The organism is Treponema sp. Marseille-Q4523 (assembly GCF_016901105.1).
Lineage (GTDB): Bacteria > Spirochaetota > Spirochaetia > Treponematales > Treponemataceae > Treponema_D.
In genome coordinates, this window is the sequence record NZ_JAFEVM010000001.1 from 16,986 (window position 1) to 42,684 (window position 25,699).

Genomic DNA, 25,699 nt, shown 5'->3' on the forward strand with positions numbered 1-25,699 from the left:
CCGTACCGTCAATTTCGGCAAATCGGAATTGAATATCGCGCATAATTCGGGAGTATATCGCAAAGAATATATGGCATCAAAATACGGAAGGCAAGTTTTTCCGTTTACGCAGATATAGAATATACACAAAGATAAAGGACAGGAACTGTGCCGTTACGATCCGTATGATTTGCAAATGATCGCTTCCCCTGCTCGACACAACGTGAACTATATTGATAACGGTATTGTTAAAAAAGTGGTCTGCCATACCCGCCCACAAAGAGCCGGTCATCTTGTATAAAAAACTCATCTTCAAACCGTAGACGAATGAGAACGCTACATACCCCGCGCTCAAAAGCAGCATCGGAGCGAACTTCATCTGCCCTTCTATAAACGCACGTGCCGGCATTGCTATATGCCATAGGCCGAACAGCAAAGCGCTTATAAAAACAGCCGCCTTAAAATCATATCGTTCGCGCAAAATCCGCGTAAAAAGTCCGCGGAACAAACCTTCTTCCATCCATACGTTGAGGATATTGAATAAAAGAATAAAACCGATTCCCACGCTTATAAACTCGGTTTTTTTTATCAGCGAAAAACTGCCGGAAGCTATCGTCAAAAAAGGAGACGCTCCCTGCACATACAGTGCGATACACTCGGCCGCATATACGAACGCATAAAAAACAAAGCCCAAAGCAAAACCCAAGCCGATGTTTTTCAGCCGATTGGCGCACGTAAAACCTATATCCCGCCAATGCAAGCCCGATACGAAAAGCACGACGAAAATTACAACGATACCGCACACTTTATGAATAAAGTTTTCACCGATAACGCTTTCGTCCGTTTTGAGCGTCAAATATTCCCACAGGCGAAACGCATAGCATATAAGGTATATTGCAATACATACCGACAGGGGATATTGAAAGACGACTTTTCCGATCACCTTTTTATTTTGTTCCATTCGTATGCTCCTTCGTCCGTGTCGGGCGATAAATCCAAAACTCGTGATTAAAAGAAAAATTAAAAGCCGTGCCTGTAACTGAGTGCGATGCGATTAAAATACCATTCGCGTCCGCTTTGCCGTAAGCCCGTTAAAACGTCTTTTGAAGCGGAAGCCTTTTCGGTATAGCTGCGGCGGCTTGCAAATTTAAACTGCAGGGTAAGACTGTCTTTTTTTGAAAATTCGAATACCATAAGAGGGCTTATCGATATGGTCATAAAATTCGGATTCATCGAATGATATCGGGCCGCGAAATCTTTTTTACCATTCAGCTGACCGCCCAATTCGGTTTGCACACCGACCGTTTGCAACACGAGCGGCATTTGATAGGCGGCAATAAAACTTACCGAATACTGCCAGCCGTTTATTTTTTCGCCTGCAAGCTGGTACAGCCACGGGTTCCCGTTTTCGCCGCCTGAAGTGATGCCTTGATAGACTGATTTATAGGCCGCATAAGCGACAAGGTGGTTCCAATCGCCGGGTTTGACCGCGGCAAAATCGAACATAAAAGCACCCTGAAACCATGCCTCCCAAAATACGCTCTTAAAGGTACGATCGTCGTATGCAGACGCCAGGGGATTCCATGCCGCAATCCCCTGAAGCTTAAGAGAGCAGGTTTTAATCGTCCATCCGATACCGATTGAACTGCCGGCGGAAAAACTAAAAAAAGCGACGGGCGAAAAACTCACTCCCACGCCCGGTGCGATCGATACGGGACTTAATTCCAACTGCCCGTATACTCTGAGTTTGTTTCCGCTTACCAACGGATTATCTCCAAAGGGAACGGGAATCGTATAGCCTGCCGTTCCCGTTACGCTAAGCTTCACTCCGCCGTACAGACCGGTCAGCGGCGCAAAATGCACGCCGCCGGTTGAAGGAACGGCATCCGTTTTCGGATAATAGGCAAAATCGGTTGTAATCGAAAAATCCCACGGACTTTCCGGCACGGCGTTTTCGGCAAAAGAGACGCCCAGTACAACGAGCACGGCACAGACTGCAAAAAATTTCTTTTTCATACGGATTCCTGTAACGCAGGGAACCCCGATCGGACAGCTATCGACACAATCGGATTTTTTCTCCCGCTCCAGTATACCGCAAAAACAAAAAAAATACGATTCGCACGGAAGCCGCACGCCGGCATTGCGCCTTTTGCGTTTAATTGTTATGGTAGCCTTTATGGTTGCGATCGAACAGGTATCTCCGGAAGCGTTTCCGCCGGAGGATAATCTTTTTCAAACGGCGTTTTGGGGAACATTTAAAAAATGCGCCGGACAAAAACCGTATTTTTTTTCGGTGACTTTTACGGACGACGCGTCGTCATCCGTGTACACCTTTCCGTTTTTGGCGCTCCTTCGATCTCGTCACGACGGCAGCTGTTATGCATACGCGCCGAAAGCTCCGTCGATTGCGTTGCCGGCCGAACAGAGAGGCACGCTTCTCGAAGAGCTCGCGCTCGCCCTCCGTCCCCATGTTCCGGAAAACTGCATTTGCCTGCGCTGCGATTTGGCGTGGCGGAGTCAATACGGCGGAAAAGAAATCGTCAAGCCGGAGACGGCACAGCTTGCGCTCAACTGGGGCACGAAAACGCATAAACTGCGGAAATCGCCGAGAAATCACCTTGCACCCGACACCGTCATTATCAATTTATCGCTTACGCCCGAACGGATCCTCTCCCGCATGAGGGGGACGACGAGGAACTGCATACGCCGCTCGTACCGGAGCGGAATCGATTTTGCCGTCGGCGGCATCGATATGCTGCACGATTGGTACGCGCTGTACGAAGAGACGGCAAAGCGCAAAGGATTTTATTATGAAGGCGAAGATTATTTCAATACCTTGTTTTCGCACAAGCGCATTCAGGAAAATACCTTTCACGAACCTCCGCCGGGGAAAAAAATCGAATCGATAAAAAAAGAGATCATACCGCTCGCCGCCCCCGCTCCGCTTCCGCAGTTCCACATCATGACCGCATCGAAGGGCGGCAAACTTCTTTCGGGAATCGTCATCGCGCTTTCGGGACGCAATGCGTATTATATGTATGCCGGTTCCGGTACGGAATTGAGAGAGCTCATGCCGAACTACGGACTCCAGTGGGAAGCGATACGCTTTGCGCGGAGCAAGGGATGTACGCGCTACGACCTCATGGGCATTCCGCCGAACGACGACGCATCGAATCCGATGGCGGGGCTCTATCTTTTCAAAACCGGATTCGGCGGCGAAAAGGTACGCTTTGCGGGCAGCTGGGATTATCCGTACGATGAAGATCGGTACGCCTACTTTAGGCTCGAAGAACAGATGCGGTAAAAGAATGTGCGATCATTTAATGATTTTCAAAACCTGCAATTTTCCGAGTATCCCCTTGCACGGTTTCCGTAAGTCGGGATAGGGCGGTTCGAACGCCCGACATCTTGCTCCCAAAGCAAGCGCGCTACCGGCTGCGCTATATCCCGAAAACGAAAGAAAGTATAACCCGAATGCCGATCTTTGTAAATCGCTCGAAAGCGCAGTCTCATCTTACGAGTTCGGCTTCCGCTTCAAGTTCATCGCCCCGCAGTATCGCATCGATACACGGCGTGAGGATGCGCACGCGGATGGCGGTACCCGGACGCGGCACGGGAAGTTTCGCACAGCGGACTTTGCAGTGAATGAAATTTTCGGTTACCGCCCGGATATGAAAAGCTCCGTCGCCTTCTTTTGCGTTTTCTGCAATCGCGCGCACCGTCGTGCCGCAAATCGATTCGATATAGGACATTTTACTTTGCAGGGCGAAATCGGAAAGCAGACGCACCCGCTCGCGCACGGCCGCCGAAGGAACTTTCGGTTTCATCAAAAAAGCGCGGGTTCCCGGGCGCGGGGAAAACGGAAAGACGTGAACGTATGCAAAACCGCACGCACGGCAGAGTTCGAGCGTTTTCGAAAAATCTTCATCCGTTTCGCCGGGAAAACCTGCGATGATGTCGCATGCAAAAAATGCGTTGCCTTTCGCCCGTCTCAACATTGAAACCGATCGGAGAATATCGTCAGCACGGTAGCTTCTGTTCATGGCGGCGAGAATCGCATCGCTTCCGCTCTGTACCGAAAGATGAAAATGAGGGCGCACGAGCTCGTCTTTGACGATGCGGCAAAAGCGGTCGTCGACGAGTTCGGGATACATACTCGATATGCGAAATGCAACGCCGCTCGTTTCATCGAGCGCTTTTTCGAGGAGGTCGGCGAAGGTATAATACGCGCCGTCGTATTCTCCGCGGTACTGGGCGATATTGACCGCCGTAAAAACGATTTCGTTTTGTCCCTCCGCTTTGAGGGAAGCGATTCGGGAAAGCACGTCGCGCACCGGAAGCGAAACCGATTTTCCCCGAGCGATTCGGATCGCACAGTACGAGCAGGCGCTGTCGCAGCCGTCCTGTATTTTAAGGGATGAACGCGAATGCGCAAGAAAGGTATCGGTCGCCAAACGGAAAGATGCTTCGGCTTTTCCCGCATGCGATTTCGTATCAGAAAAAAGCGTCGATACAAGGAGGTTCGAAAAATCTTCCGCAGAAAATATTTCGTGCGTTTCGATAAAATCCGAAAGGAGAGAGGGAACATCTGCAAGCCTGTCTTTGCAGAGTCCCGGAAGGACTGCGACGCGGGGAGCGAGTTCGGCGATTTTATCCGCGGCGAGCTGGGCATAGCAGCCCGTGACGATGACGGAAGAAGCCGGACACTTTTGCAAAAGCAATCGGATTTCGCGCCGCGCTTTTTGCTCCGCCTTTTGCGTTACCGCACACGTGTTTACGACGCACACAAGCACATCGCGAAGGACTTCGCTTGCAGCCGCAGGAGGTGTCATGGAAACGGAAAAACGGGCATCGACGAAAAAACGCGCCGCCGACTCGCTTTCGATTTGATTGAGACGGCAGCCCAAAGTTTCAAAGATGATTTGCGGCAACGTACACCTTGTCGATCATTGCAGACGGGATGCGATGCGTGCTTTGCCGTTTTGCGCGTCGGAAGAAGCGGCATTGAGAAGGAGCGCTTCGTCGTAAGCTTCGGCCGCTTCGTAATAATTGCCCGCCATTTCGCGCGCATAACCCAGCCGCGTCCACCAGCGGTCGAGCAGCGGCTCCTTTTTTACAGCGGCGGAAAGCGAGATATCCGCGTGCTGATAGCGTGCTTGGCGGATATAGATTTCACCCATAAAATAATATGCCGTTCCGACGCGGGAAGCGCTTTCGGGAGCGTTTGCGACATAACGTTGAAACTGTTCGAGCGCGCCGTTATTTTTTCCGAGATAATATTTCGCTTCTCCCAATATTTCGATGAGACGCAGATCGTAGGGACTGACGGCAAGTCCGTCCGCAGCACGCTGCTCCGCTTCCGCGTATTGCCGGTTTCGAACGAGCGACCAGCACAAAACCACGTAGGACTCGATGCGCGTCCGATCGCGCGCGATTTCCGTTTCGCAGATTTGAATCGCCGCCGCGTAGTCGCCGTTTTGATAGAGGACGAGCGCGTCACGTTTTTGCGCGCTTTGCCTGCGCTGCGCCTGTGCGGGAGGTACCGACTGCACGGAAGGCGTCTGCGGCTGAGCGGTTTGCACAGAGGAAGTCTGCGGCGATTGCGGAGCAGGCGCTTCGTTTTGCGCTTGAGGCGCGGGAACAAGAGCGTCTCCGGGTACGGCTTGTGCTGCGGGCTTTTGCGGAGCGGGTGCCGTTTGAGGAGAAGGAGCCGGTTCGGCTTCGTCCGAGATTTGAGAAAAAAGCGGAACGGTAAAGGCGATAGCCAATGCCCCTATAATCGATCGTCGTAAAAATCGCTGCATACTATTTTACCATCGTGCATTTGCCCGTAAAAGTGCTGCCCGGTTCAAGCACCACCTGTTCCGCCGTGATATCGCCGTCGAGCGAACCCGTCGCCGTGACGAATACCATTTTTTTTGCGGCGACGTTGCCCTTCACTTTTCCTTTGACGAGTACGCGGAGCGCCTTTATGTCCGCTTCGACGGATGCGCCGCTGTCTATGACCAGATCGCTCGTCGCATCGATGCTGCCCTTTACCTTACCGCGTATCATAAACGGCTTTGTAAATCGGATGCTTCCCGTAAACGCGATATCGCTTTCTATGACGGTATCGAACGCTTCATCTTCGAGGTCGAACAGATCTATATCCTTTACATCGAACATGGCTACACTTTAACGTGAAAAAATTGCTCGGTCAATACGGCGCGGTAAAGGACGCGGCTTCGGCAAACTTACGATGAAACTATACGCTGCGCACACGATAGCACACGGAAGCAAAACCGCACGATAACCGCAAAGCGTACGCTAGAGCGCGCCGATCGGTACGATCCCCTTCGCTGCCCCGTCTTCGGTCGAAACGCTTACGATGGAACACGTTATTTTAAAAAACTCGCGGATGTTTTCTTCGGTAATGATATCGGACGATTTTCCGAACACATACGAATCTCTTTTTAAAAGCAAAGCCGTATCGGAGATTTTAAGCGCGTTTGTCGGAAAGTGTGTATTCAAGATGACCGCCCGCCCGTCTTCATGCGCGAGTTTTTCAATAACGCTTAAGACGCGCATTTGATTGCGCAAATCCAAATTCGATTCCGGCTCATCCAATATCAGCACTTCGGGATTTTTTACGAGAGCGCGTGCAATCAATACCATCTGCAGCTGGCCTCCGCTCAAGCGGTTGCACGATTGTTCTCTCAAGTCGGCGATGCCGAAGCGTTCCAGCACCGCATCCACGTATTCGTAGTCGCGTTTCGACGGCACCCTGCCGAAAGAGACCGACGCGTTCCGTCCGAGCACGACCATCTCTTTTACCTGATAACCGAAAATGCTTTTTTTCGCCTGCGGCACATAAGCGACCGTATCCCAAAACGTTTTATCGTCCATGGCGGCTCGCTCGATTTTTTTCTGTCCGATAAAAATCCTTCCCGTTTGCAGCCGAAGAAAGCCCATAATGCATTTTATGAGCGTCGTCTTTCCGATACCGTTCGCGCCCATAACCGCAAGAATTTGAGAAGCGTCCACATGAAACGATACGTTTCGAAACAAAGGCGGCGAATCAGGATACGCAAACGAAGCGTTTTCCGTTTCAATCATACCAAGCCCCTCCGCTTTTATTCAAAAGAGTCGCAAAGATCGGCGCGCCTATAAGTGCCGTTAAAATCGACAGCGGAATTTCGGTCGCCGTAACGCTTCGGGCAAAGGTATCGATGACGATTAAAAAAATTGCACCTAGCAAAACGGACGTCAAACAGCTGTATTTGTGATCGGTGCCGACAAGCATGCGCGAAAGATGCGGAACCGCCAAACCGACAAAACCGATGACGCCGCAGTGTGAAACGGTAACGGCAGCGATGAGCGTAGAAGCTGCGATAATGATTGCGCGGGTTCTGTTTATGTTGACGCCGAGCGAAAGCGCTTCTTCGCGGGAAAGAGAAAGTACGTTCAGCCGCCAGCGGAACAGCCACAGCACAAAGATCGCGGCGAGCAAAGGCGGAACGGCTTTTGCGATATCCGCATACGAAGTACCGGCCAAACTTCCCATAAGCCAATACGTGATCGTCGGAAGCTTCGATTCGGGGTCGGCGACGAATTTTATAAGAGAAGTCAGCGCTTCAAATGCCGCCCCGACGATAATGCCCGAAAGCACCAGAGTCAGCGTACTGCGCCCGCCCTTCCGCTTGCTGAGCCGGTACGTCAGCGCCATACCGACAAGACCGAATAAAAGCGAACTCGTTTCGACTATTGCAAAATTGGAAAAGAGCAATATGCCCAACGCGGCGCCGAAACCCGCGCTGTACGAAACGCCGAGCACGTGAGCGCTTACGAGCGGATTGCCGAACATAGCCTGCAAACTCAATCCCGCAACGGAAAGTCCGCTTCCGACCGCAGCGGCCATTATAATGCGCGGCAGCCGTACCGACCAAATAACCGTATCGAGCGCGGAGTTTTCCCCGTAGTGAACGGCGGAACGGAACACGTCGAGCGGGTTCATCGTATATCTTCCGATACATAATGAAGCCGCGCTCACGGCACATAAAAGCACAGCCAAAAGAACATGTATGCCGCTTTTTCCTCTAAACATTTTTACTGTCTTCCCCCGAAATTTGCGCCTTTGGCGGCTTCGGTGTTCGCAGTCAAAATGCCTTCAACCTGTTCGTCGGTCAAATCGTATTGATAAAAACGCTTATAATAGTCTTTGATTTCTTTTTTCATATCGTAATTGAAAACGGTCGGCTGCATGTGATTCGCCATCCACATGGACATGAGCGGTGCGTCTCCGGACGGCGGGAACCAGCGGTACACACCCAGAGGTTCTTTGAACACCTTTTTATTTTTGACCGCGGCGACATTGCTCCAATTTTGTCCGCGTATTTTATTTTCGTAGAGGTCTTCCGGCATGGTTTCCGTAAATGTCGTAATGAGGATGATATCGGGATTCCATTTATAGATCTGTTCCATATTGACGATGGAGTGTCCCTGAATTTCGCGAGCGGCGTTTATACCGCCGGTGTTTTCTATCCACGTACCGCCGTAAAATTTATTGCCGCTCACCGATATCTCTTCGGAACTGTGATTGAATATATACAAGACTTTCGGCTTATCGCTGTCGGGGATCCCTTCGATTTTCGATAAAATATCTTTTTGCAGCGAGCGGCCGTATTCCAAAACCGCGTCGACTTTTTTGCTTTTGCCGAACATCTCGCCCATGATGGCAAGCCAGCTGTCCATCGTTACAATGACGTCTCCGTCGCCCTGTGTTTTCACGCCTACGGCCGGAATGCCGGCAGACTTTAACAATTCATACTGATTCGTGTATTCCGCCCAATACATGACGACATCGGGCTCAAGCTTCATGAGCTCTTCGATATTGATATCGACTCCGTTGATAAAATTCGACGGCACGTTCAAAAGCGCGGGGTACATGGTGCCCATGACGGAATTTTTGATCGCGCTTGTAGCGCCCGGATGCATACCCACAAGCTTTTCGATCGGTTCACCGGTCAGCGCGTATATGCTCGGAAGCGGAAGCGCGGTCAGCACGATTCGGTCGGGCTTGCCGTTGAGTGTCGCTTCCATATTGTTTTGATCGATGACGGTTATCTTTTCCGTCGCGGCAGCAGTTTTCCTTTGTGCGCACGATGCAAGCAAAACACACGCGACGCACACCGATACGATAATTTTCTTCATAAAAACTCCAATCAACGACCCCGACGCAAGCGTCGGGATATGTTGTTCTCATAAGGTGGTTGCAGTCGGCTTTAATACCCTTTGTTACGACGCAAGCGTCGGGGTATTAAACCCTCCGCACGAATAAAAAATTCTGTAAAATATTAGCTATAGCTAACTAAGATAGTACATCCGCATCAAATAGTCAACAGGCAACTTGTTGACATTGTTTGGGCATAGTACATCAAGGAAGCGGTCCAAAAACTGAAAACTGAATTTTTTGGACCGCCCCCATTTAAATTAATAAATTGCCCATCCCTTGCTATTTTATGTACGAGGGTTTATTATAAAAGCGTACGTATCGTACATTCTATTTATACTAATTGTGGCAATACCGAAGCGGCGCTCTTTGCTGTAAGGGCGCATAGAGGAGGAATGATAAAAAGCGGCGTCTGAAATATCGCCGTCGCTGGAGTCTAGAGCCGAAAAACGCTGAAGCGTTTTTCTTTTATCGGAGACACTCGCGATTTCTGTGCATTGCTTGAAATCGCAGCGTTCTTATCTCGAGTTTGCACGGATGTTTGCGGAAGATATGTATACGTATCGTTTTGATAAAATCGAATGAATACGATACACTTTATTTCGCAAACTCGATTATTAAACATGTGCGCTTACGCGCACGGCTAAAAACTTTTTCGGAAGTTGCAACTTGCTTGAAGCTTCGCTGCAAGTACCTGCAAAAGTTTTTATGGGAGGAATATGGCTGTTGTAAAAAAATCCGCTGCAAAAAAGACGGCGGTAAAAAAGACAAGCACCGGTAAAGCGGCAAAAAAAACGACTGTAAAAAAGGCAACGTCGAAAACGGCAAAAAAGGCGGCTGAAAAAAAAGCGTCCGTGAAAAAAACGGTAAAAAAAGTTTCCGCTAAAAAATCCGCTGCAAAAAAGACGCCGGTAAAGGCAAAAGCCGCCGTAAAACCGGCAGCGAAAAAGACTGCGGCAAAGAGCGGAATCGATTTTACCGCGGAAATGATCAAAAAAGCGAAAGCGTATCAAAAGTCGCTCGTGCTGCCGGAAGGCGATGAAGAGCGGACGATCAAAGCCGCCGCAAAAATCGTCTCAAAAAAAATCGCAAAAAAAGTGACGCTTCTCGGCTCCCGTGAAAAAATCGAAAGCACGGCGCAGTCGCTTAAAGTTTCGCTTGCCGGCATCGACATCATCGACCCCGCAACCTCTCCGTGGCTCGACGATTTCGGTCAAACCTACTTTGAACTCAGGCAGGGAAAGATCAACAAAAAAACGAATCTTCCCGAAGTGAGCGACGCTGCGGCGGGCAAAGCGTATATGCTTTCCGATTATTTGAGCTTCGGTGCGATGATGGTGAGAAAAGGTTATGCCGACGCCATGGTAAGCGGCGCGCGCTCGTCGACGGCAGCCCTTCTCCGCGCGGGATTAAAAGTTATCGGCACGGAAAGCAAAACGGCCTCTTCGTGCTTTGTCATGGACATGCACGATTCGTCGTGGGGTCATAAGGGCTTGATGATTTTTTCAGACTGTGCGGTCGTTCCCGAACCGGATGCCGAACAGCTTTCCGACATAGCAGTCGCAGCGGGAAAATCGTGCAAAGCGCTTTTGGGCTGCGATCCGTGTATCGCACTCCTTTCCTTTTCGACAAAGGGCTCGGGCGGCGCTCAACCTTCGGTTCTCACGGTACAGGAAGCGGTACAAAAAGCGCACGCAAAAGCGCCCTCTCTTTTGCTCGACGGAGAACTGCAGGCGGATGCGGCGCTTATCCCGTCCGTCACCGACAAAAAAGCTCCCGGCTCTCCGGTAAAAGGCAAAGTGAACACGATCGTATTCCCGAACCTTTCGGCAGGAAATATCGGCTATAAACTCGTGCAGCGCCTCGCCCATGCGGATGCGTACGGCCCGATCCTGCAAGGATTTGCCAAGCCGATAAGCGATCTCTCTCGCGGCTGTTCGGTCGACGATATCGTCATAACGGCGGCGATCACGCTCGTACAGGCGGGAAGCGCCGTATAAATGAAAATCAGGAACAGCTTTTACCTGCTTTTTTGCATCATCGTTCTCGCTTCGTGTAAGACTGTTCCGAAGCAAAGGCCCGCATCGGAAGCGCCCGAAACGCCGAGCGGGCAAAGCGTTTCCGTTTCGGCCGAAGAGAATTCCGCACTTTCTTTCGGAAGCGAAAAAAACGATCGCGAAGAGATACAGCATAACCTCACGCTTTTGTTTGCAGGCGATATCATGGCGCATAAGCCGAACTATTCGATGAGCGATCATTCACTCATCTGGAAAGACATCGCCCCGCTCGCCCTCTCGTGCGATTTTTCATTTGCAAACATCGAAGCTCCGGTCGACGACAGCCTGCCGTACTCGACATATCCGCGCTTCAACATGCACTCCGAATATCCCGAAGCGGCGATCAGCGCAGGTTTTAACGTCTTTTCTCTCGTAAACAATCACTCGAACGATCAGGGGCTTTCGGGTATGAAGCATACGCGCGAGTGGGCGGAAAAAACGGAGAGCGCACACAAAGGCACGGAGCGCGAAGTCTTTTTTTCGGGATTGAAAAAATCGGGCGGAGATGCCATCGGGTATAAAATTATTAAAAAAAACGGATGGACGATCATTTTCTGTGCGGTAACGGAAGTGCTGAACGAAAAAGATCATATCGAATATATGAACTACGTGCCGCCCGCGCCCGATGCGAGGAAAGCGTTCGGAAACCGTATACGGCGCATCAGAGCGGAAAACCAGTGCGATATTTTTATCCTTTCGATTCATGCGAACGTTCCGGAATACATCCGGAGCGTCTCCGCTTCGCAGCGCTCATATTATTACAAACTGCTCGACTGCGGAGCCGACATCATTTGGGCGAATCACCCGCACGTCGTACAGGAGCGCGAGTTTATCGGAAAAAAATCCGAGCGGCGTTTTTCGAAGCTCATACTCTACGCGAACGGCAATACGATAAGCGCTCAGCGCTATAAACCCGCCTTCGATACGCCCGATGCACCGCACGAATATACGGGCGACGGACTTTTATACAAAGTGATTTATTATAAAAAAGAAAAAGGCGGCATCGCGATCCTGCACGAAACGAAAGCGCACTACATAACGACGTACATCACGACGGCATATCAATTCGTCATAAAATATCTCGACGACGATTTTATCGCATACCTTGAGAACGCGGGACGGCGGGAGTGGATGCGCTACATCGCCGCGCGGAAGATCATCATGGAAAACACACGGGTACGAAAAACATGGCTATAGATTACAAATCGCTTCCGGTATACGAACAAAAGCAGCGCATTTTGGACACGCTCGCACACAACCAAGTGATCGTCGTGCAAAGCCCGACCGGCAGCGGCAAAACGACGCAGATCCCGGTCATCCTCTACGAAGCGGGCTACGCCGAAACGGGTGTCGTCGCGGTGACGCAGCCGAGACGGATCGCCGCCCTTTCCGTAAGCGAATTCATTTCAAAGCAGCTCGGCACGACTTATCCCGGACTGGTCGGATACAAAATGCGTTTCGAAGATAAAACGGATGCGACGACGAGGATCAAAATCATGACCGACGGCATTTTGCTGCAGGAAATGAAGCTCGACCCGTGGATGTCCAAGTATTCGGTCATTATGGTCGACGAAGCGCACGAGCGGAGTTTGAATATCGACTTCGTACTCGGATTGTTAAAACGCGTTTTGGCCGAACGCAAAGATTTCAAAGTCATCGTTTCGTCGGCGACGATGAACGCCGAAGCCTTTTCGTCCTACTTCGACGGATGCCCCATCGTTACGATCGACACGGTTACCTTTCCCGTTACTCTCGTATACGATCCGCCGGCCGTCTCCGCAAGCACCGTATCGGACGCCGCATGCGACGCGCTTTTAACGAAAATCGAAAACACGGTCGAGCGCGTTCTCGATAACAGAATCGACGGCGGCATTTTGATTTTTTTGCCGGGAGAAAAAATTATTAAAGACTGCCTTTTCCGTCTAGACCGTTCGCCCTTCGCACGGAAAATCCACACGCTGCCGCTCTACGGCAGGCTTCCGAAAGAAGAGCAGGAGCGCGTTTTCGCCCCTCCCCCGTTCGGAAAAAAGAAAATAATAATTTCCACGAACATCGCCGAAACGTCCGTCACGATAAGCGACATCACGACCGTCATCGATTCGGGACTGGCAAAGCTCAATTTTTACAATCCGCACACGTACACGTCGAGCCTCGTCGAAACGGCTGTTTCAAAAGCGTCGTGCAATCAGCGAAAAGGAAGGGCTGGACGCACGTGCCCCGGCAGCTGTTACCGCCTCTATCCGCGCAAAGATTACGAAACGCGTGAAATGTACACGACCGAAGAGATCTACCGCACCGATTTGAGTGAAGTCGTTTTGCGCATGGCCGAACTCGGCATTACGAATTTTTACGATTTCAACTTTCTCTCCCCGCCTTCCCGCGAAGGGATCGCAGGCGCGGTCGAAACGCTCGTCATGCTGAAAGCGATAACGAAAGACAATACGCTCTCTTCGATCGGAAAACTCATGGTCGAATTTCCGCTCGAACCGAGGATAAGCCGCATCATCGTCGAAGCGATTATGAAATATCCTTCCGTTCTCGAAGAAGCGCTCGTCGCAGCCTCTTTTCTTTCGGCCAATTCCCCCTTCGTACTTCCTCCCGGAGAAGAGCTTGAAGCGCGCCGTGCACATCACGCGTTCCGCGACGTGCAGGGCGACTTCGTTTCCTACCTGCATATCTTCCGCGCGTACCGCGGTTCTTCGAATAAAGCGCGCTTTTGCAAAAACAGTTTTCTTGACGAACGCGTTATGGCGGAAATCGAAAACATAGACATACAGCTTTCGCAGATCGTCGCCGATATGCGGATCCCGATCACCGGAGGCGGAGCGATGAGCGATTATCTGTGCTGCATAGCCGCGGGTATGATGCAGTTCGTATGCGTGCGCGAAGGGAAAGACAATTACAAAACGCTGACGACCGAACACATCTGCATCCATCCGGGAAGCAGCATGTTCCGAACCGATCCGCTGTACATCGTCGCGGGGGAAATCGTACGCACATCGCGCATGTTTGCCATGAGCGTCTCTCCCTTGACGAGGACACTGCTCGACGCGATCGATCCTGAGCTGCGCGAAAAACTTGAAAAAAAATGTACACGGAAAACCAAAGCGCGCGAAACGGATATCGCTTCTCCGAAACAAAGGGCGAAAGACGAAAACGGAAAATCGAAAAAAATTATTAAAGAGATAAAAGACGAAGATTGCGTTTCGTTCGGCGGAGAATCCTTCGCCATTAAAAAGATAAAAGGCAAAAAAACCGTATTTTTACCGTACAAAGCTTTTATCAAAGCGGCAAAAAGCGAAACCGACGAAAGCCTTGTAAAACAAGTCGGAGGACTCCGCTGCAAAATACTCTTTGAAAACGGCTATACGCTGCTCGACGGTGAAAAGCTCGAACTTGCTTTAAAGCTTGCAAAATCGATTTCGCTTTCGCCGATGCCGGAAAACAAATTCGACAAAAAACTCAACATAAGCCTTGCCGACGAAGGTGCATCCGCACGCCTTTCCGATGCGCTCGACATCGTGCTGGGAGTGGCGGTCGCAAAACAAAAGAGCAAAGAGTACGGCTTCGTGTGCCTCTTCACCGACGGTAACGGCACCTATTGGTTTAAAGTGTCGCGCGGTTTTACCACGGCGCTCAACGAAAGCCTTTCATCGCTCGAACTTTTGAGCGACGACGTAAACGCCGACTTTACCGAAGCGCAAAAAGAAAAAGCGAACCGCGTATACCGCGCCCTCCACTCGCTGTATGAAAGCTGAGGCATCCGTACCGCAATTTACAAAATGCTCCGTTCGGGGTATGATAGACCGCAGGAAAAATATTTCCCGAAAAATTAATAATTATACTGCTACGGAGGTGCAACGATGACTTGTAATGAAACTCAATCGAAGGAGAACCCGCACGATACGATGAAGGAAAAGCGAAAACTGATTTTGGACGCATTTAATAACAAAACCGTCGACCGCGTTCCGGTAGGATTTTGGTGGCACTTCGCCGACGAATACCGGCAATTCCGCGGACTCATGGATGACGGGATCATTCAGGCTACGATCGACGGCACGAAAAAAATGTACGACGATCTCAAGCCCGATATGGCAAAGGTTATGTCCGACGGTTTTTTCGGGCATCCGTCCATCATGGAAAACGATATCAACACTATCGACGACATAAAAAAAATCAAATCGATAGGTGCGTCTTCTCCGTGGTACGATAAGCAAGTCGATATGCTCAACGAAATCCTCAAACATTTCAACGGAGAAATCGCAGCTTTTTACAATATCTTCGCCCCGCTCAATTATATCCGCCTGTACACCGAGTGCTATAAAAAGCGTCCCGAATTATTTGCCGAGCTCTTTATCGAAGACCCCGAAGCTATGCTTGCAGCTTCTTTGGAAATCGCGAAAGACCTTGAAGTCCTCGCAGATAAAATCAAACGGAATACCTCCGTCGACGGCATCTATTACAGCGTGCAAAGCGTACAGGCAAAGCAAGTCGATATAAACTTTCACAAGCGCTACGTGGAAAAATCGGATCTCCAAGTTTTACATAAAATAAATACCTTATGGGATAACAATATTCTGCATATATGCGGCTACGGAAGTACGACAAACAATTTATCGTTCTATACCGACTACAAAGCAAAAGTATACAACTGGTCAATACATGCGGAAAAAATGTCGCTTTCGGAAGGGAAAAAATATTTCGGCGGCGCCTGCGTTTTGGGCGGCTTTCCCAACAGCAAGGGTACGCTTCTCGATATCGGATCCGATGAGGAAATCGAAAATCGCGTAAAGGAGCTCATAGCTGATGCGGGAACCGTCGGCGTCATCATCGGAGCCGACTGCACTATTCCTCCGCAGATAGGATATAAGCGACTCGATGAAGTAAGACGCTACGCCGAAAAATACAGCAAAAAATAACGAAGCTTTTCAAAAGGCTGCCCGATGCTTGCACCCGTATTGCGTAAATGTGCAGACGATACGGGGATCGGCATCGGACGCCGCTTTTTATTATAGCTCCGCCGATAGATCAATCGCCCTGTGCAGCAAGCGGAAACAAAGTGCAATCGATAAAATTGATCCAAGCTTATTCGACCGTCGCAGGGCGATCGAAAAGCCGCCTCTGCAACAAGCGCGCGTCAGCCGCCCCTACTCTTCGCTCATGCCGAGTATCTTCCGAGCGCGTCCTCCGTTCGCCCCCGATTTTTTATCGTTCGCAAGAGAGGAGACGGCGGCGGCGGCGGAAGCGTATTTCGCTTTAGCGTACATGTCGAGGCCGAGACTCACCGTCGCCGCATCTTTTGAAAGCAAAAAATCGCGGCAGATATCCGCATAGCCCGCTCTCGCGTATTGTGCAAAAAGTTTCCCGAGCGCGTAGCGCAACTGCTTTCGCCTATCGTCTTTGAGCGTTTCTTCGGCAAGGGCGAGTATCTCTTTTTCACCGACCGAGCCTTGAGAAGCGAGCGCTTTCGCCGCATCCGCCTTTGCCGTATCGCCTGACTTCGGATCGGAGACGATCTCTATGAGACAGCCGTTTCCGTCTTTTGTGCCGAGGGATGCGAGCGCATCGTAGCACGCATTTTTCACGACTTTTTCTTTATCGTTTTTTGCACGGTAGACGAGGTACGGAGACGCTTCGGTAAATTTGAGTTTTTTTACTGCGGCTATCGCTTCGAGGCGCACTTTATAGTGGTCGTCGCGGATTCCCTGCACGATGATTTCTTTCGCCTCTCCGCTTCCGGGATAGTGAGACAATCCTTTGATCACGTACTGACGGAAATTCGGATCGGATGATTCGTAGAGTTCGGCGAGGATAGGAATCGATTCGCTTTTTTGCATCGCGCCGATCGCTTCCGCTGCGTACATCCGCACAAAAGCGTTTTCGTCTTCATTCTGCGCAATCGAAACGAGCTTTGCCCACGTTTCACTTGCATGCAGTTTTCCGAGTACGCGAGCGAGCGCCTGCTTTTGCACCACGGTCAAATCATCGCGGTCGATATAGCTTGCAAGGTACTGCGCTTCTTCCGGCCCGCCGATCTCTCCGATCGTCGTAAGCGCGGCTTGAAAATACGCATCGCTGTCCGTATCCAAAAGGGCGAGGACAGGCGGCAGGGCTTCTTTGCACTTTACCGCGGAAACGTAGCGGAACACCGCTTCGACCGTGCTGTTTTTCGTATCGTAGGGATCGTCCAAAACGCCGACGGCATAATCCTCCAAACACGGATCTTTCAGATGCGTAAAATATTCGAGAATCTTTTCGCGCACTTGCGAAGAGCGCGTCGTATGAAATAAATCGTACGCGTCGTCCGAAAAACGGGGATCGTCGTTGTCTATGCACTTTTGCAAAAGCGACGTGATTTCAGGCGACACACCGTAGCGGAACGTATCGCGGTATTCTTTTACAGTGTCGGGGCTTTTATCGGAAAGAGCGGCTTTTTCGCTTTTTTCTTTATCGGGAGCTGCAGGGCGCTTCGCTTCGGGTATCGTGACGGCTTTTTTGATTTGAGAAACCCCTCCGATCGAAGTTCCGGCCGGTGCCGCGCTTTGCGCCGAAGAAGTCGAAGCGCTTTGGGCAAAAGCCGAAGCGTTCATAGCGGAGGGAGCGCGGCAAAAGGGCTGCAGCACAAAAAAAGTCAGGGCAGCTGCGGCATAGTGTATCTTCATAGGCAATCCTCGATCCGTCGATTATGTATCCGTCACCGGTATTATCGGATGGTTCCGGTGCCGAATCGCGCAAGAAAATCGCGCTTATACTCTAAAAACCTGTTCTCTTCGATCGCGTTACGGATTTCGCCCATCATCGCGTGAAGAAAATAGAGATTGTGATACGATGAAAGCATCGCGCTGAGTATTTCCTGCTCTTTGAAGAGGTGGCGGAGATAGGCGCGGGAATAGGTGCGGCACACTTTGCACGTGCACTCGGCATCTATCGGAGAAAAATCGTGCGCAAAGCGTTCCTGTTTTATCGACAGCATACCGTCGTGCGTAAAGTACGAACCGTTACGCGCGTTGCGCGTCGGAAGCACGCAGTCGAACATATCGATACCGGAGGCGACCGATTCGAGTATGTATTCGGGCGTACCGATGCCCATAACGTATTTCGGTTTTGATTCGGGTAAGTATTGCACCGTATACTGCAAAAAGTGCGCGAACTCTTCAGCGGGCTCTCCGACGGAAAGGCCGCCGATCGCGATGCCCGCCGTATCGAGAGACGAAACGAAGAGAGCGCTTTCTTTGCGGAGATCTTCAAAAAAATTGCCCTGAACGATCGGAAAGAGAAAACCGCGATAGCCGCGCTCGGTCTCCCGCTTCCACTCCGAAAGCGCCCGCTTCGCCCAATCCGTCGTAATCGCCAGAGCGCGCTCGGCTTCTTTTCTGCCTTCATTCCAGCCCGTGCACACGTCGAGCTGCATTTGAATATCGCTGTTGAATTTTGCCTGCGTTTCAACGACGTTTTCGGGCGTAAAAAAGTGCCGCGAGCCGTCGATATGACTTTGGAACGCGACGCCTTCGGCGCCGATCTTCCGAAGCTTTGCAAGCGAAAACACTTGAAAACCGCCGGAATCGGTGAGAAAATTTTTTTGCCATTTCGAAAAGCCGTGCAGTCCGCCCGCTTCTTTTATCAAATCGGAGCCGGGGCGCAAAAAGAGGTGGTAGGTATTGGCGAGGATGATTTCAAAGCCGATCTCTTCGAGCGATTCTTTCGACACCGCTTTTACCGTCGCATTCGTTCCGACCGGCATAAAGACGGGAGTTCGGACAGTGCCGTGCGGCAGCGTCAACAGCCCCGTTCGCGCCGAGCCGTCCGAGCTCGTATGGCACACTTCAAAAATATTCACTTTTATGTCCTCGTAAAGCGCAAAAGAAGGGCGCTCGCTATGATGAACAGGATGACCGGAAACCACGCTCCGGAAAAGGCGGTTATATAACCGAACTTTGCAAGGAGCATCGTGATCATCTGCGTAACGTAAAACAAAACCGCCGCTCCTATCGAAAGCGCGAGGCTTATGAGCATGACGTTTTTTCTCGATCGCCCGGAAAGACCGATTGAAAGGAAGACGACGATAAACACGATAAACGGGAATGCGAACTTTTTGTAGTACAGCGAAAGAGCTTCTCCGAACGGCAGCCCCGTCCGCATCAAGTGTTCGATGTATTCTTTCGCTTCGCGCACCGTAACCGCTTCGACCGAAACGACGTTGTTCCGAAACGTTTCGAAAGGTTCTGCAAGGCGGGAAGTAAAAGCGGCGTCGGGAACACTGCGCGTAACCGTCCCGCCTGCAAGCGAAAACTGTACCGCGTTTTGCAGTCTCCAGCGATCCGCATCCCACAGCGCGGAATCGGCATGAATGACGGTTTCAAGTTTTTTATCGTCGCCTCGAAAAATACAATACAGATCGTAAAGCCGCTTTTGCGCATCGTCGTAGACGGCGGCCTTATAGATGAGATTGCCCCCTTCGGCGAGGATGACTATCGCATCGTTGTCGAGCGTTTTTTCCTGATTCAAAACGGTGCTTTGCAGCTTTTGCTTTTGCGCATAGGTAGTGACGGCGAGCGCATCGTCGAGAAAAAATAAGGCAAAGCTCAAAAGGAGCGATAAAAGCAAAAGCGGCGTCGTAAAACGGAAAAGAGAGACGCCCGACGCAAACACGGCCGTAAGCTCGTTATTCGCATAGAGGGCGCTCAGCGTATATGACGAGGCAAAGAGGATACCCATGGGGACGGCGTACCAAATCGTTTTCGGTGTATAGAGCGCCATGATTTTAAACACGACGGAAGCCGGTACTTGATTTTGAATATAGCGCCACAAGTTCATCAAAAGGTCGACGAGATTTAAAACGATCGCCGAAAAAAATACGGCGCCTAAAAAGACGGGCAAAAACCGTTTAAATAAATATTTTACGAGCGTCATCGCTTTTTCAGCGCGATATAAAACGCCGCCCCCGCCGCGCCCGTCACGATATTCGGGATCCACATGCTCCAAAATCCGTTAAAGCCGTTTCTGCTCGATGCGTATTGTCCGAGTATCATCATCGTCCAATACAAAAAACTGATGACGATCCCGACGATCATGCCTATCGTCTGTCCGTTTTGCCTGCCGAACAAAAACGCAAGCGGCAGTGCGAGGAACGCAAAGAAGAGAGAGCCGAAGGGCTGCGAAAATTTTTTATTATATTCGAGCGTATAGTTATTGATCGTGTATTTGTCGGCGGAAGCGTCTTTGCGCATATCGCGCAGCGTCCTTCCCAGATCGTAAGACGTCATTTCATTCGGACTCGTTCTTCCGCCGTCGCTGAAAAAAGCGCTTTCAAAAAGGTTGAACGCCACTCTATCGGATAAAAGCAAATCGTAATCGGAAAACGAACCCGTATTAAAAAAAAGCGCGAGAGCATCCGTCATCGTAAGCTGCATGAGTACGCCCTCTTTGCGCACCGATTTCAACTCCGACTCTCCGGCAGAGATGATGCGCATCTTGCCGTCGCTTCCCGTATCGATGATGACGAGGTCGGAAACTTTCGTGTCGGACACATCTCCGGTGACGAGCGTCGCGGTGTTGAGCCTCTTTATCGAATGAGAGTCGAGGGCGACGGCGGGGTTCGACGACAAAATCGTGCGGCGCAGACGATGATAGCGGATCGTGCCGAGCGGCAAAAGATAATCGTTTACGAAAAAGGACGCGATCGAAATAGCGAGTCCCAAAACGAGCACAGGGGTCAAAATGTGGACATAGCTGAAGCCCGACGCCCGGAAAATAATAATTTCGTTGTCGCTCATAAAGCGGCCCAAACACATGAGAAAACCGACGAGAGTGGCAAAGGGGGAAGACTGCGCGACGATAAAGGGCAGGCTGTACGTCATAAGCTTTACGACATCCCACACGGGAGCGCCCTGCCTTAAAATATTATCCGCGATGAGTAAAATCTGATTGACGAAAAAAATCGTAAAGAAAAATAAAAATGCGACGGAAAAATACAGCAAAAGCTCCCGCACGAGATAGCGGGTAAGAACGTGAGGGCGGAGAGAAGCGCCGAAAAGCTTTGTCCGAACGGATTGCGCACAATCGGTAAAACGATTTTTCAAGACGGAAAGATACCTTCGAAACGCGGAAAAATACGAGCCGCCCGAATCGGCGCTTCGGCGCTTCATACGTTCACTCCGGTAGAACCGAAGCCGCCCTCCCCGCGTACGGTTTCATCGAGAAAATCCGCTTTGACGAAATTCGCCTGCGTAACGGGTGCAATAACGAGTTGCGCGATACGGTCGCCGTTTTGCACGACAAAGGGTTCTTTTCCGAAATTGACGAGGATGACTTTCACTTCGCCGCGGTAGTCGCTGTCGATCGTACCGGGCGCATTTAAAACCGTAACGCCGGACTTCGCCGCAAGCCCCGAACGCGGCCTCACTTGCGCTTCAAAGCCTTCGGGGATTGCAAAGCATAAGCCCGTCGGAATGAGCGCAAAGGCGCCGCGCTCTATCGTTACGGGATACGGGAGAAACGCGGATATATCCGCGCCCGCAGCTCCTTCCGTTTTGTATTCGGGAAGAAGAGCGCCAGAAAGCGCGGTACACGCAACGGCGACCGGTTTTGTCACGGCTCTTTCCTCGTTCGTTATTTCGCCTGTTCGTCGAGCGCGTCTATGTACGAAAGGTTCAGCCGTCCCATCTTATCGACTTCGAGCAGCTTTACGGGAATCTGCTGGCCTTCTTTAAGCACATCGGTAACTTTTTCGACGCGGGAATGCGAAAGCTTTGAAATATGGCAAAGCCCTTCTTTTCCCGGAAGAATTTCGACGAAGGCGCCGAAGTCCATAATGCGCTTGACGGTTCCGTTGTAGATCGTTCCCGGCTCCGGATCTTCGGTGATGCCTTTGACGGCTTTTTTCGCTTCTTCGGCGGCATTCCCCGTCTTTCCGTAAATCGTAACCGTTCCGTCGTCATCCGTGTTGATCGTAACGTCGTAGTCGGCACAGAGCGCTTTGATATTTTTTCCGCCCGGTCCGATGAGCGCACCGATTTTATCGACGGGGATTTTCATGGAAATGATCTTCGGCGCATAGCGGCTGATCGGCTGCGGCTTATCAATCGTCTTTTCCATGATCGACAAAATATGCAAGCGGCCGGCTTTTGCCTGAGCGAGCGCTTCGCGCATGATTTCGGTCGAAACACCCGCAATCTTTATGTCCATCTGGAAACCGGTGATGCCGTCTTTCGTTCCCGCGACTTTAAAATCCATATCGCCCAAGTGATCTTCTTCGCCGAGGATATCGGAAAGGATTTTATACTTTTCGTATTTCGGTCCGTCGGTGATGAGTCCCATCGCGACGCCCGCGACCATCTTTTTCATCGGCACACCAGCGGCAAGCAGAGAAAGACAACCGCCGCAAGTAGACGCTTGTGATGACGAGCCGTTCGATTCCATGATTTCCGAAACGACACGGATCGTATACGGGAATTCGTCTCTGCCCGGCACCATAGGCGCGAGCGAGCGGCGGGCGAGGTTTCCGTGTCCGATTTCGCGGCGGCCGGTCATAAGCCTGCCGACTTCTCCGACCGAATACGGCGGGAAATTGTAGTGCAGGATAAAGTGTTCGCTTCTGTTTCCGTCGATATCGTCGTAAGCCTGTTCGTCGAGCGTCGTACCGAGCGTCGTCACCGCGAGCGACTGCGTTTCGCCGCGCGTAAAGAGTGCCGAACCGTGCGGGCGCGGCAGCACGTTGATTTCGCACGTGATCGGACGGATTTCGTCGCACTTGCGTCCGTCTATGCGCACGCCTTCGTCGAGGATCGCTTTGCGCAGCAGCTTATACTGAATGTCGTCCATGAGCGCGCCGAAGAGCTTTTTCTGCACTTCGTCCGAAAGCTGTTCGGCGTATTTTTCGGCGATTTTATTTTTGACCGCTTTGACTGCGGCGCTCCGCTCCATTTTGCCGTCGCGGAAACACGCTTCTTTCATGAGCGGCGTCGCTTCGGCTTCGATCGCTTCCGCATTTGCAAGCGTCACCGAAAGAGGCGCGAGCGGAAGCTTTTCTTTGCCGCACAATTTTTGCAGCTCTTCCTGTAGGCGGCACATCTCCGTGATAAAGCCCTGCGCTTTTTCGAGCGCACCGAGCATCACGTCTTCCGACGCTTCGTTCGCGCCGCCTTCGACCATCGTAAAGCCTTCGGCGGTACCCGCAACGACGATTTCCAAATCGGCCTTTTCGATTTGCGCAAACGTCGGATTGACGACGTATTCGCCGTTCAAATATGCGACACGGCAGGCGGCAACGGGTCCGTGAAACGGAATGTCCGAAATCGTCACCGCAGCGCTTGCCGCGATAACCGCAATGATATCCTGCGTGTGAACGCCGTCGGCGGAAACGCAGGTCGGCACGATTTGAATTTCGCGTCCGAACGCCATTTCGAACAGCGGCCGCATCGGCCGGTCGATAAGGCGCGAGACGAGGATCTCTTTATCTTTCGGCCGCCCTTCCCGCTTTACAAAGCCGCCGGGAATTTTTCCTGCAGCGTAAAATTTTTCGTTGTAATCGACAGTGACCGGAACATAATCCATACCCTCAACCGCATCGTGCGATGCGCACACCGTCGCAATGACCGCCGCTCCGCCCCACTGAGCGAATACGCAGCCGTTTGCCTGTTTGCCGATCCTTCCCGTCTCCAAAATCAAGTCGGCGTCTCCGACTCTTGCAGTTACTCTTTGTACCATCTTGTCCTTCCTAAAAATGCGGCATTGCAGGAAGTGTCAACTTCCGAAGATGTCGCATTCGTGCGCGGGACTCGCAACAAGCGCGTAAGCGCGAAGTTTCGAGCGGCGCACACGTACATCACGAGTTTTCAAAAGAAAACTCGAAGTAAAACGAGACGCGCTATTTCAGCGTTTCGTTTTACCGTTCTCAATTCTTTGTCGTTCTTTTCCGAAATTACTAATCAATAAAATTCATGTTCACGTGCATCGGCCGGAATGCCGACCGATATCGCAAAAGCTATTTAAGGTTCAATTTCGAGTTTTTCGAAACTCGAAATTTTTCATCCTCTTTGCTCACCAACTGAAGGGCGAGTTTGGAAAGTAAATCAAATTATGCTTACGGCGAGGTTCCGGCTGCGTGCCGTTTCGAGCGTTAGGCTTACGGAAGCCTGTCTTAAAAAGCTCGACCGCGGCTAAGCGGACGGGTTCTCACCGTAAGCACAGCTTTAGTAGCTGATACTTTCCAAACTCGACATTCGACCTATAAAAAAAGCCTGCGCCGCTCGAGCAAGCGGTCATGCAGGCTTTTTTGCTTGCGCTATTTACGGATACCGAGCTCTTTGATAAGAGAGCGGTACGCTTCGAGGTTCGTACGCTCGAAATATTTCAAAAGCTTTCTCCTCGCGCCGACGATTTTCAGCAGCGCGCGCTTTGCGCTTTTGTCTTTCGGAAAGGCGCGTTCGTGCTCAGTGAGCTGCTGGATGCGTTCGGTGAGCAGGGCGACCTGCACCTTTGTGTTGCCGGTGTCGTGTTCGTTTACACCGTATTTTGCGATAACGGCGGATGCCGTTTCTTTCGAGAGTGCCATTCGTATACTCCTATTCTTTTATCGTTCTTACAAATTCTACAGTCTTTATGTGCTGTACGTCTTTTTGCAAATTCTCAAGGCGAAGGATATGAGATTCTGCCGTAAAGCGGGCTTCCGCCATGCATCCGTCTCCGACGACGCAAACGCCGTAAGTACCGTGTTCGGGCAGCACTTGCGCAAAAGCGCTTCGTTCCGCCGTAAGCGCGCATCCGTCCTTTTTCCAAACGGAAGCCGAACAATCGAGCGCGTATTTTCTGCCGAGCATGGCTTCGGCCGAACGGATATCACCTTCGAAAACGCGCATGCGGATAAGCGAAGAGCTTACGCGCTCCCCCTTGTACAGCGTCGGATCGGGAAAATCCGAAACGACGCCGCTCTCGCGGGAAAACGCGCGGATTTCGTTCATGCCGCACGCACCGCGGTAGCCGCAGCGGAAATCCCAGCCTTCCGCAATGAATTTCATGCCGCAGCCTCGCACAAGCATCGATAAAAAACTGCGTCCTTCCATTTTACCGAATTTATCGGAAAAGTCAATCAGTATCGCGAAGGCCATGCCCCTGGTTTCGATGACCGAAAGCCGCTGTACGAGCGTCGAAAGATCGCCTTCGTAAAATCCTTTGGATTTGAAAGCGCCGAGCGATTGCTTAAACGCGACGACCCCGGGTGTAAGACCGTTTTTTTCCGCTTCGGTTCGGACACGGGTGAACAGCGAATCGTGTCCGATATGCGGACCGTCGAAGTTTCCGACCGTGAGCGCCGTACCGCGCGCAAACACATCGGGAGGCGCGGTTTTTCCGGCGACGGCGCTTTCGATATCTTCCCACGTAAAACGTATCATGACGGCATACTCTATCACATTTCGGAAAAAATGTCGCGCGAAAAAAAGCAGGGACAGACGACGTA

Annotated in this window: 21 protein-coding genes and 1 tRNA gene; 5 read left to right on the plus strand and 17 right to left on the minus strand. The window is 51.2% G+C overall.

Features of this window, described 5'->3' with window-relative positions; genetic code table 11:
* Positions 1-76: 76 nt before the first annotated feature.
* Both JSQ97_RS00100 and JSQ97_RS00105 read right to left on the minus strand, forming a co-directional pair.
* The gene (locus JSQ97_RS00100) at positions 77-940 is read right to left on the minus strand and encodes a CPBP family intramembrane glutamic endopeptidase (protein ID WP_205074165.1); all 864 of its coding nucleotides are present in this window, start codon (positions 938-940) and stop codon (positions 77-79) included.
* Between the two features lie 59 nt (positions 941-999).
* Positions 1,000-1,995: a hypothetical protein gene (locus JSQ97_RS00105; RefSeq protein WP_205074166.1), complete on the minus strand. Its 996-nt coding sequence runs from the start codon at positions 1,993-1,995 to the stop codon at positions 1,000-1,002.
* Positions 1,996-2,155: 160 nt separating this feature from the next.
* Here JSQ97_RS00105 and JSQ97_RS00110 point away from each other — a divergent pair, with 160 nt between their 5' ends.
* Complete coding sequence (locus JSQ97_RS00110) at positions 2,156-3,283, plus strand: lipid II:glycine glycyltransferase FemX (protein ID WP_205074167.1); 1,128 nt, start codon at positions 2,156-2,158, stop codon at positions 3,281-3,283.
* 73 nt (positions 3,284-3,356) lie between these two features.
* On the opposite strand, the gene JSQ97_RS00115 is transcribed toward JSQ97_RS00110, so the two are convergent.
* The 7 genes from JSQ97_RS00115 to JSQ97_RS00145 all read right to left on the minus strand — a co-directional run bounded on the left by JSQ97_RS00115 (position 3,357) and on the right by JSQ97_RS00145 (position 9,168).
* A tRNA-Pro gene (locus tag JSQ97_RS00115) sits at positions 3,357-3,429 on the minus strand.
* 59 nt (positions 3,430-3,488) lie between these two features.
* On the minus strand, positions 3,489-4,910 hold the full coding sequence (gene mtaB, locus JSQ97_RS00120) for a tRNA (N(6)-L-threonylcarbamoyladenosine(37)-C(2))-methylthiotransferase MtaB (protein WP_205074168.1): 1,422 nt from the start codon (positions 4,908-4,910) through the stop codon (positions 3,489-3,491).
* 15 nt (positions 4,911-4,925) lie between these two features.
* A complete protein-coding gene (locus JSQ97_RS00125) occupies positions 4,926-5,783 on the minus strand; it encodes a tetratricopeptide repeat protein (protein ID WP_205074169.1) in 858 nt (285 codons plus the stop codon).
* A gap of 1 nt (position 5,784) precedes the next feature.
* Positions 5,785-6,144 (minus strand): bactofilin family protein, encoded by a 360-nt coding sequence (locus JSQ97_RS00130; RefSeq protein ID WP_205074170.1) that lies wholly within the window; start codon positions 6,142-6,144, stop codon positions 5,785-5,787.
* Between the two features lie 141 nt (positions 6,145-6,285).
* A complete protein-coding gene (locus JSQ97_RS00135; protein WP_205074171.1) occupies positions 6,286-7,074 on the minus strand; it encodes an ABC transporter ATP-binding protein in 789 nt (262 codons plus the stop codon).
* Positions 7,067-8,062, minus strand: a complete 996-nt coding sequence (locus tag JSQ97_RS00140) for a FecCD family ABC transporter permease (RefSeq protein WP_205074172.1) — start codon at positions 8,060-8,062, stop codon at positions 7,067-7,069. The genes JSQ97_RS00135 and JSQ97_RS00140 overlap by 8 nt, the downstream gene beginning before the upstream one ends.
* A 2-nt stretch (positions 8,063-8,064) precedes the next feature.
* Positions 8,065-9,168, minus strand: coding sequence for an ABC transporter substrate-binding protein (locus JSQ97_RS00145; RefSeq protein WP_205074173.1), 1,104 nt, complete (start codon positions 9,166-9,168; stop codon positions 8,065-8,067).
* A 987-nt stretch (positions 9,169-10,155) separates the two neighbouring features.
* On the opposite strand from JSQ97_RS00145, the gene pta reads away from it, so the two are divergent.
* The 4 genes from pta to JSQ97_RS00165 all read left to right on the plus strand — a co-directional run bounded on the left by pta (position 10,156) and on the right by JSQ97_RS00165 (position 16,163).
* Positions 10,156-11,187, plus strand: coding sequence for a phosphate acetyltransferase (pta, locus tag JSQ97_RS00150; RefSeq protein WP_205074247.1), 1,032 nt, complete (start codon positions 10,156-10,158; stop codon positions 11,185-11,187).
* Complete coding sequence (locus JSQ97_RS00155; RefSeq protein ID WP_205074174.1) at positions 11,188-12,441, plus strand: CapA family protein; 1,254 nt, start codon at positions 11,188-11,190, stop codon at positions 12,439-12,441.
* Positions 12,432-15,002 (plus strand): helicase-related protein, encoded by a 2,571-nt coding sequence (locus tag JSQ97_RS00160; RefSeq protein ID WP_205074248.1) that lies wholly within the window; start codon positions 12,432-12,434, stop codon positions 15,000-15,002. The genes JSQ97_RS00155 and JSQ97_RS00160 overlap by 10 nt, the downstream gene beginning before the upstream one ends.
* 105 nt (positions 15,003-15,107) lie before the next feature.
* The gene (locus JSQ97_RS00165) at positions 15,108-16,163 is read left to right on the plus strand and encodes a uroporphyrinogen decarboxylase family protein (protein WP_239446783.1); all 1,056 of its coding nucleotides are present in this window, start codon (positions 15,108-15,110) and stop codon (positions 16,161-16,163) included.
* 228 nt (positions 16,164-16,391) lie between these two features.
* Here the strand turns inward: JSQ97_RS00165 and JSQ97_RS00170 are convergent, their stop codons facing one another.
* From JSQ97_RS00170 to JSQ97_RS00205, 8 genes are all read right to left on the minus strand, one after another.
* Positions 16,392-17,906, minus strand: coding sequence for a HEAT repeat domain-containing protein (locus JSQ97_RS00170; protein ID WP_205074175.1), 1,515 nt, complete (start codon positions 17,904-17,906; stop codon positions 16,392-16,394).
* Between the two features lie 41 nt (positions 17,907-17,947).
* On the minus strand, positions 17,948-19,081 hold the full coding sequence (gene tgt / locus JSQ97_RS00175) for a tRNA guanosine(34) transglycosylase Tgt (RefSeq protein ID WP_370590012.1): 1,134 nt from the start codon (positions 19,079-19,081) through the stop codon (positions 17,948-17,950).
* A 2-nt stretch (positions 19,082-19,083) separates the two neighbouring features.
* Positions 19,084-20,217 (minus strand): LptF/LptG family permease, encoded by a 1,134-nt coding sequence (locus JSQ97_RS00180; protein WP_370590013.1) that lies wholly within the window; start codon positions 20,215-20,217, stop codon positions 19,084-19,086.
* A complete protein-coding gene (locus JSQ97_RS00185) occupies positions 20,151-21,389 on the minus strand; it encodes an LptF/LptG family permease (protein WP_205074176.1) in 1,239 nt (412 codons plus the stop codon). Before JSQ97_RS00185 ends, JSQ97_RS00180 begins: the two co-directional genes overlap by 67 nt.
* Positions 21,386-21,835: a dUTP diphosphatase gene (gene dut / locus JSQ97_RS00190; RefSeq protein ID WP_205074177.1), complete on the minus strand. Its 450-nt coding sequence runs from the start codon at positions 21,833-21,835 to the stop codon at positions 21,386-21,388. Before dut ends, JSQ97_RS00185 begins: the two co-directional genes overlap by 4 nt.
* A gap of 17 nt (positions 21,836-21,852) precedes the next feature.
* A complete protein-coding gene (gene pnp, locus JSQ97_RS00195; RefSeq protein ID WP_187383998.1) occupies positions 21,853-23,949 on the minus strand; it encodes a polyribonucleotide nucleotidyltransferase in 2,097 nt (698 codons plus the stop codon).
* 577 nt (positions 23,950-24,526) lie between these two features.
* Positions 24,527-24,796 carry a 30S ribosomal protein S15 gene (gene rpsO, locus JSQ97_RS00200; RefSeq protein ID WP_205074178.1) on the minus strand — a complete coding sequence of 90 codons (270 nt, stop codon included), beginning with the start codon at positions 24,794-24,796 and terminating at the stop codon, positions 24,527-24,529.
* Positions 24,797-24,806: 10 nt separating this feature from the next.
* Positions 24,807-25,634, minus strand: a complete 828-nt coding sequence (locus tag JSQ97_RS00205; RefSeq protein ID WP_205074179.1) for an FAD synthetase family protein — start codon at positions 25,632-25,634, stop codon at positions 24,807-24,809.
* Between the last annotated feature and the right edge of the window lie 65 nt (positions 25,635-25,699).

Bases quoted from the DNA above. Each gene is read 5' to 3' on its own strand.
- pnp (WP_187383998.1), bottom strand. From the start codon at position 23,949: ATGGTACAAAGAGTAACTGCAAGAGTCGGAGACGCCGACTTGATTTTG.
- JSQ97_RS00165 (WP_239446783.1), top strand. From the start codon at position 15,108: ATGACTTGTAATGAAACTCAATCGAAGGAGAACCCGCACGATACGATG.
- rpsO (WP_205074178.1), bottom strand. From the start codon at position 24,796: ATGGCACTCTCGAAAGAAACGGCATCCGCCGTTATCGCAAAATACGGT.
- JSQ97_RS00205 (WP_205074179.1), bottom strand. From the start codon at position 25,634: ATGATACGTTTTACGTGGGAAGATATCGAAAGCGCCGTCGCCGGAAAA.
- JSQ97_RS00105 (WP_205074166.1), bottom strand. From the start codon at position 1,995: ATGAAAAAGAAATTTTTTGCAGTCTGTGCCGTGCTCGTTGTACTGGGC.
- JSQ97_RS00140 (WP_205074172.1), bottom strand. From the start codon at position 8,062: ATGTTTAGAGGAAAAAGCGGCATACATGTTCTTTTGGCTGTGCTTTTA.
- JSQ97_RS00160 (WP_205074248.1), top strand. From the start codon at position 12,432: ATGGCTATAGATTACAAATCGCTTCCGGTATACGAACAAAAGCAGCGC.
- JSQ97_RS00100 (WP_205074165.1), bottom strand. From the start codon at position 940: ATGGAACAAAATAAAAAGGTGATCGGAAAAGTCGTCTTTCAATATCCC.
- JSQ97_RS00130 (WP_205074170.1), bottom strand. From the start codon at position 6,144: ATGTTCGATGTAAAGGATATAGATCTGTTCGACCTCGAAGATGAAGCG.
- JSQ97_RS00145 (WP_205074173.1), bottom strand. From the start codon at position 9,168: ATGAAGAAAATTATCGTATCGGTGTGCGTCGCGTGTGTTTTGCTTGCA.
- JSQ97_RS00170 (WP_205074175.1), bottom strand. From the start codon at position 17,906: ATGAAGATACACTATGCCGCAGCTGCCCTGACTTTTTTTGTGCTGCAG.
- JSQ97_RS00185 (WP_205074176.1), bottom strand. From the start codon at position 21,389: ATGAAGCGCCGAAGCGCCGATTCGGGCGGCTCGTATTTTTCCGCGTTT.
- JSQ97_RS00125 (WP_205074169.1), bottom strand. From the start codon at position 5,783: ATGCAGCGATTTTTACGACGATCGATTATAGGGGCATTGGCTATCGCC.
- JSQ97_RS00155 (WP_205074174.1), top strand. From the start codon at position 11,188: ATGAAAATCAGGAACAGCTTTTACCTGCTTTTTTGCATCATCGTTCTC.
- JSQ97_RS00110 (WP_205074167.1), top strand. From the start codon at position 2,156: ATGGTTGCGATCGAACAGGTATCTCCGGAAGCGTTTCCGCCGGAGGAT.
- JSQ97_RS00135 (WP_205074171.1), bottom strand. From the start codon at position 7,074: ATGATTGAAACGGAAAACGCTTCGTTTGCGTATCCTGATTCGCCGCCT.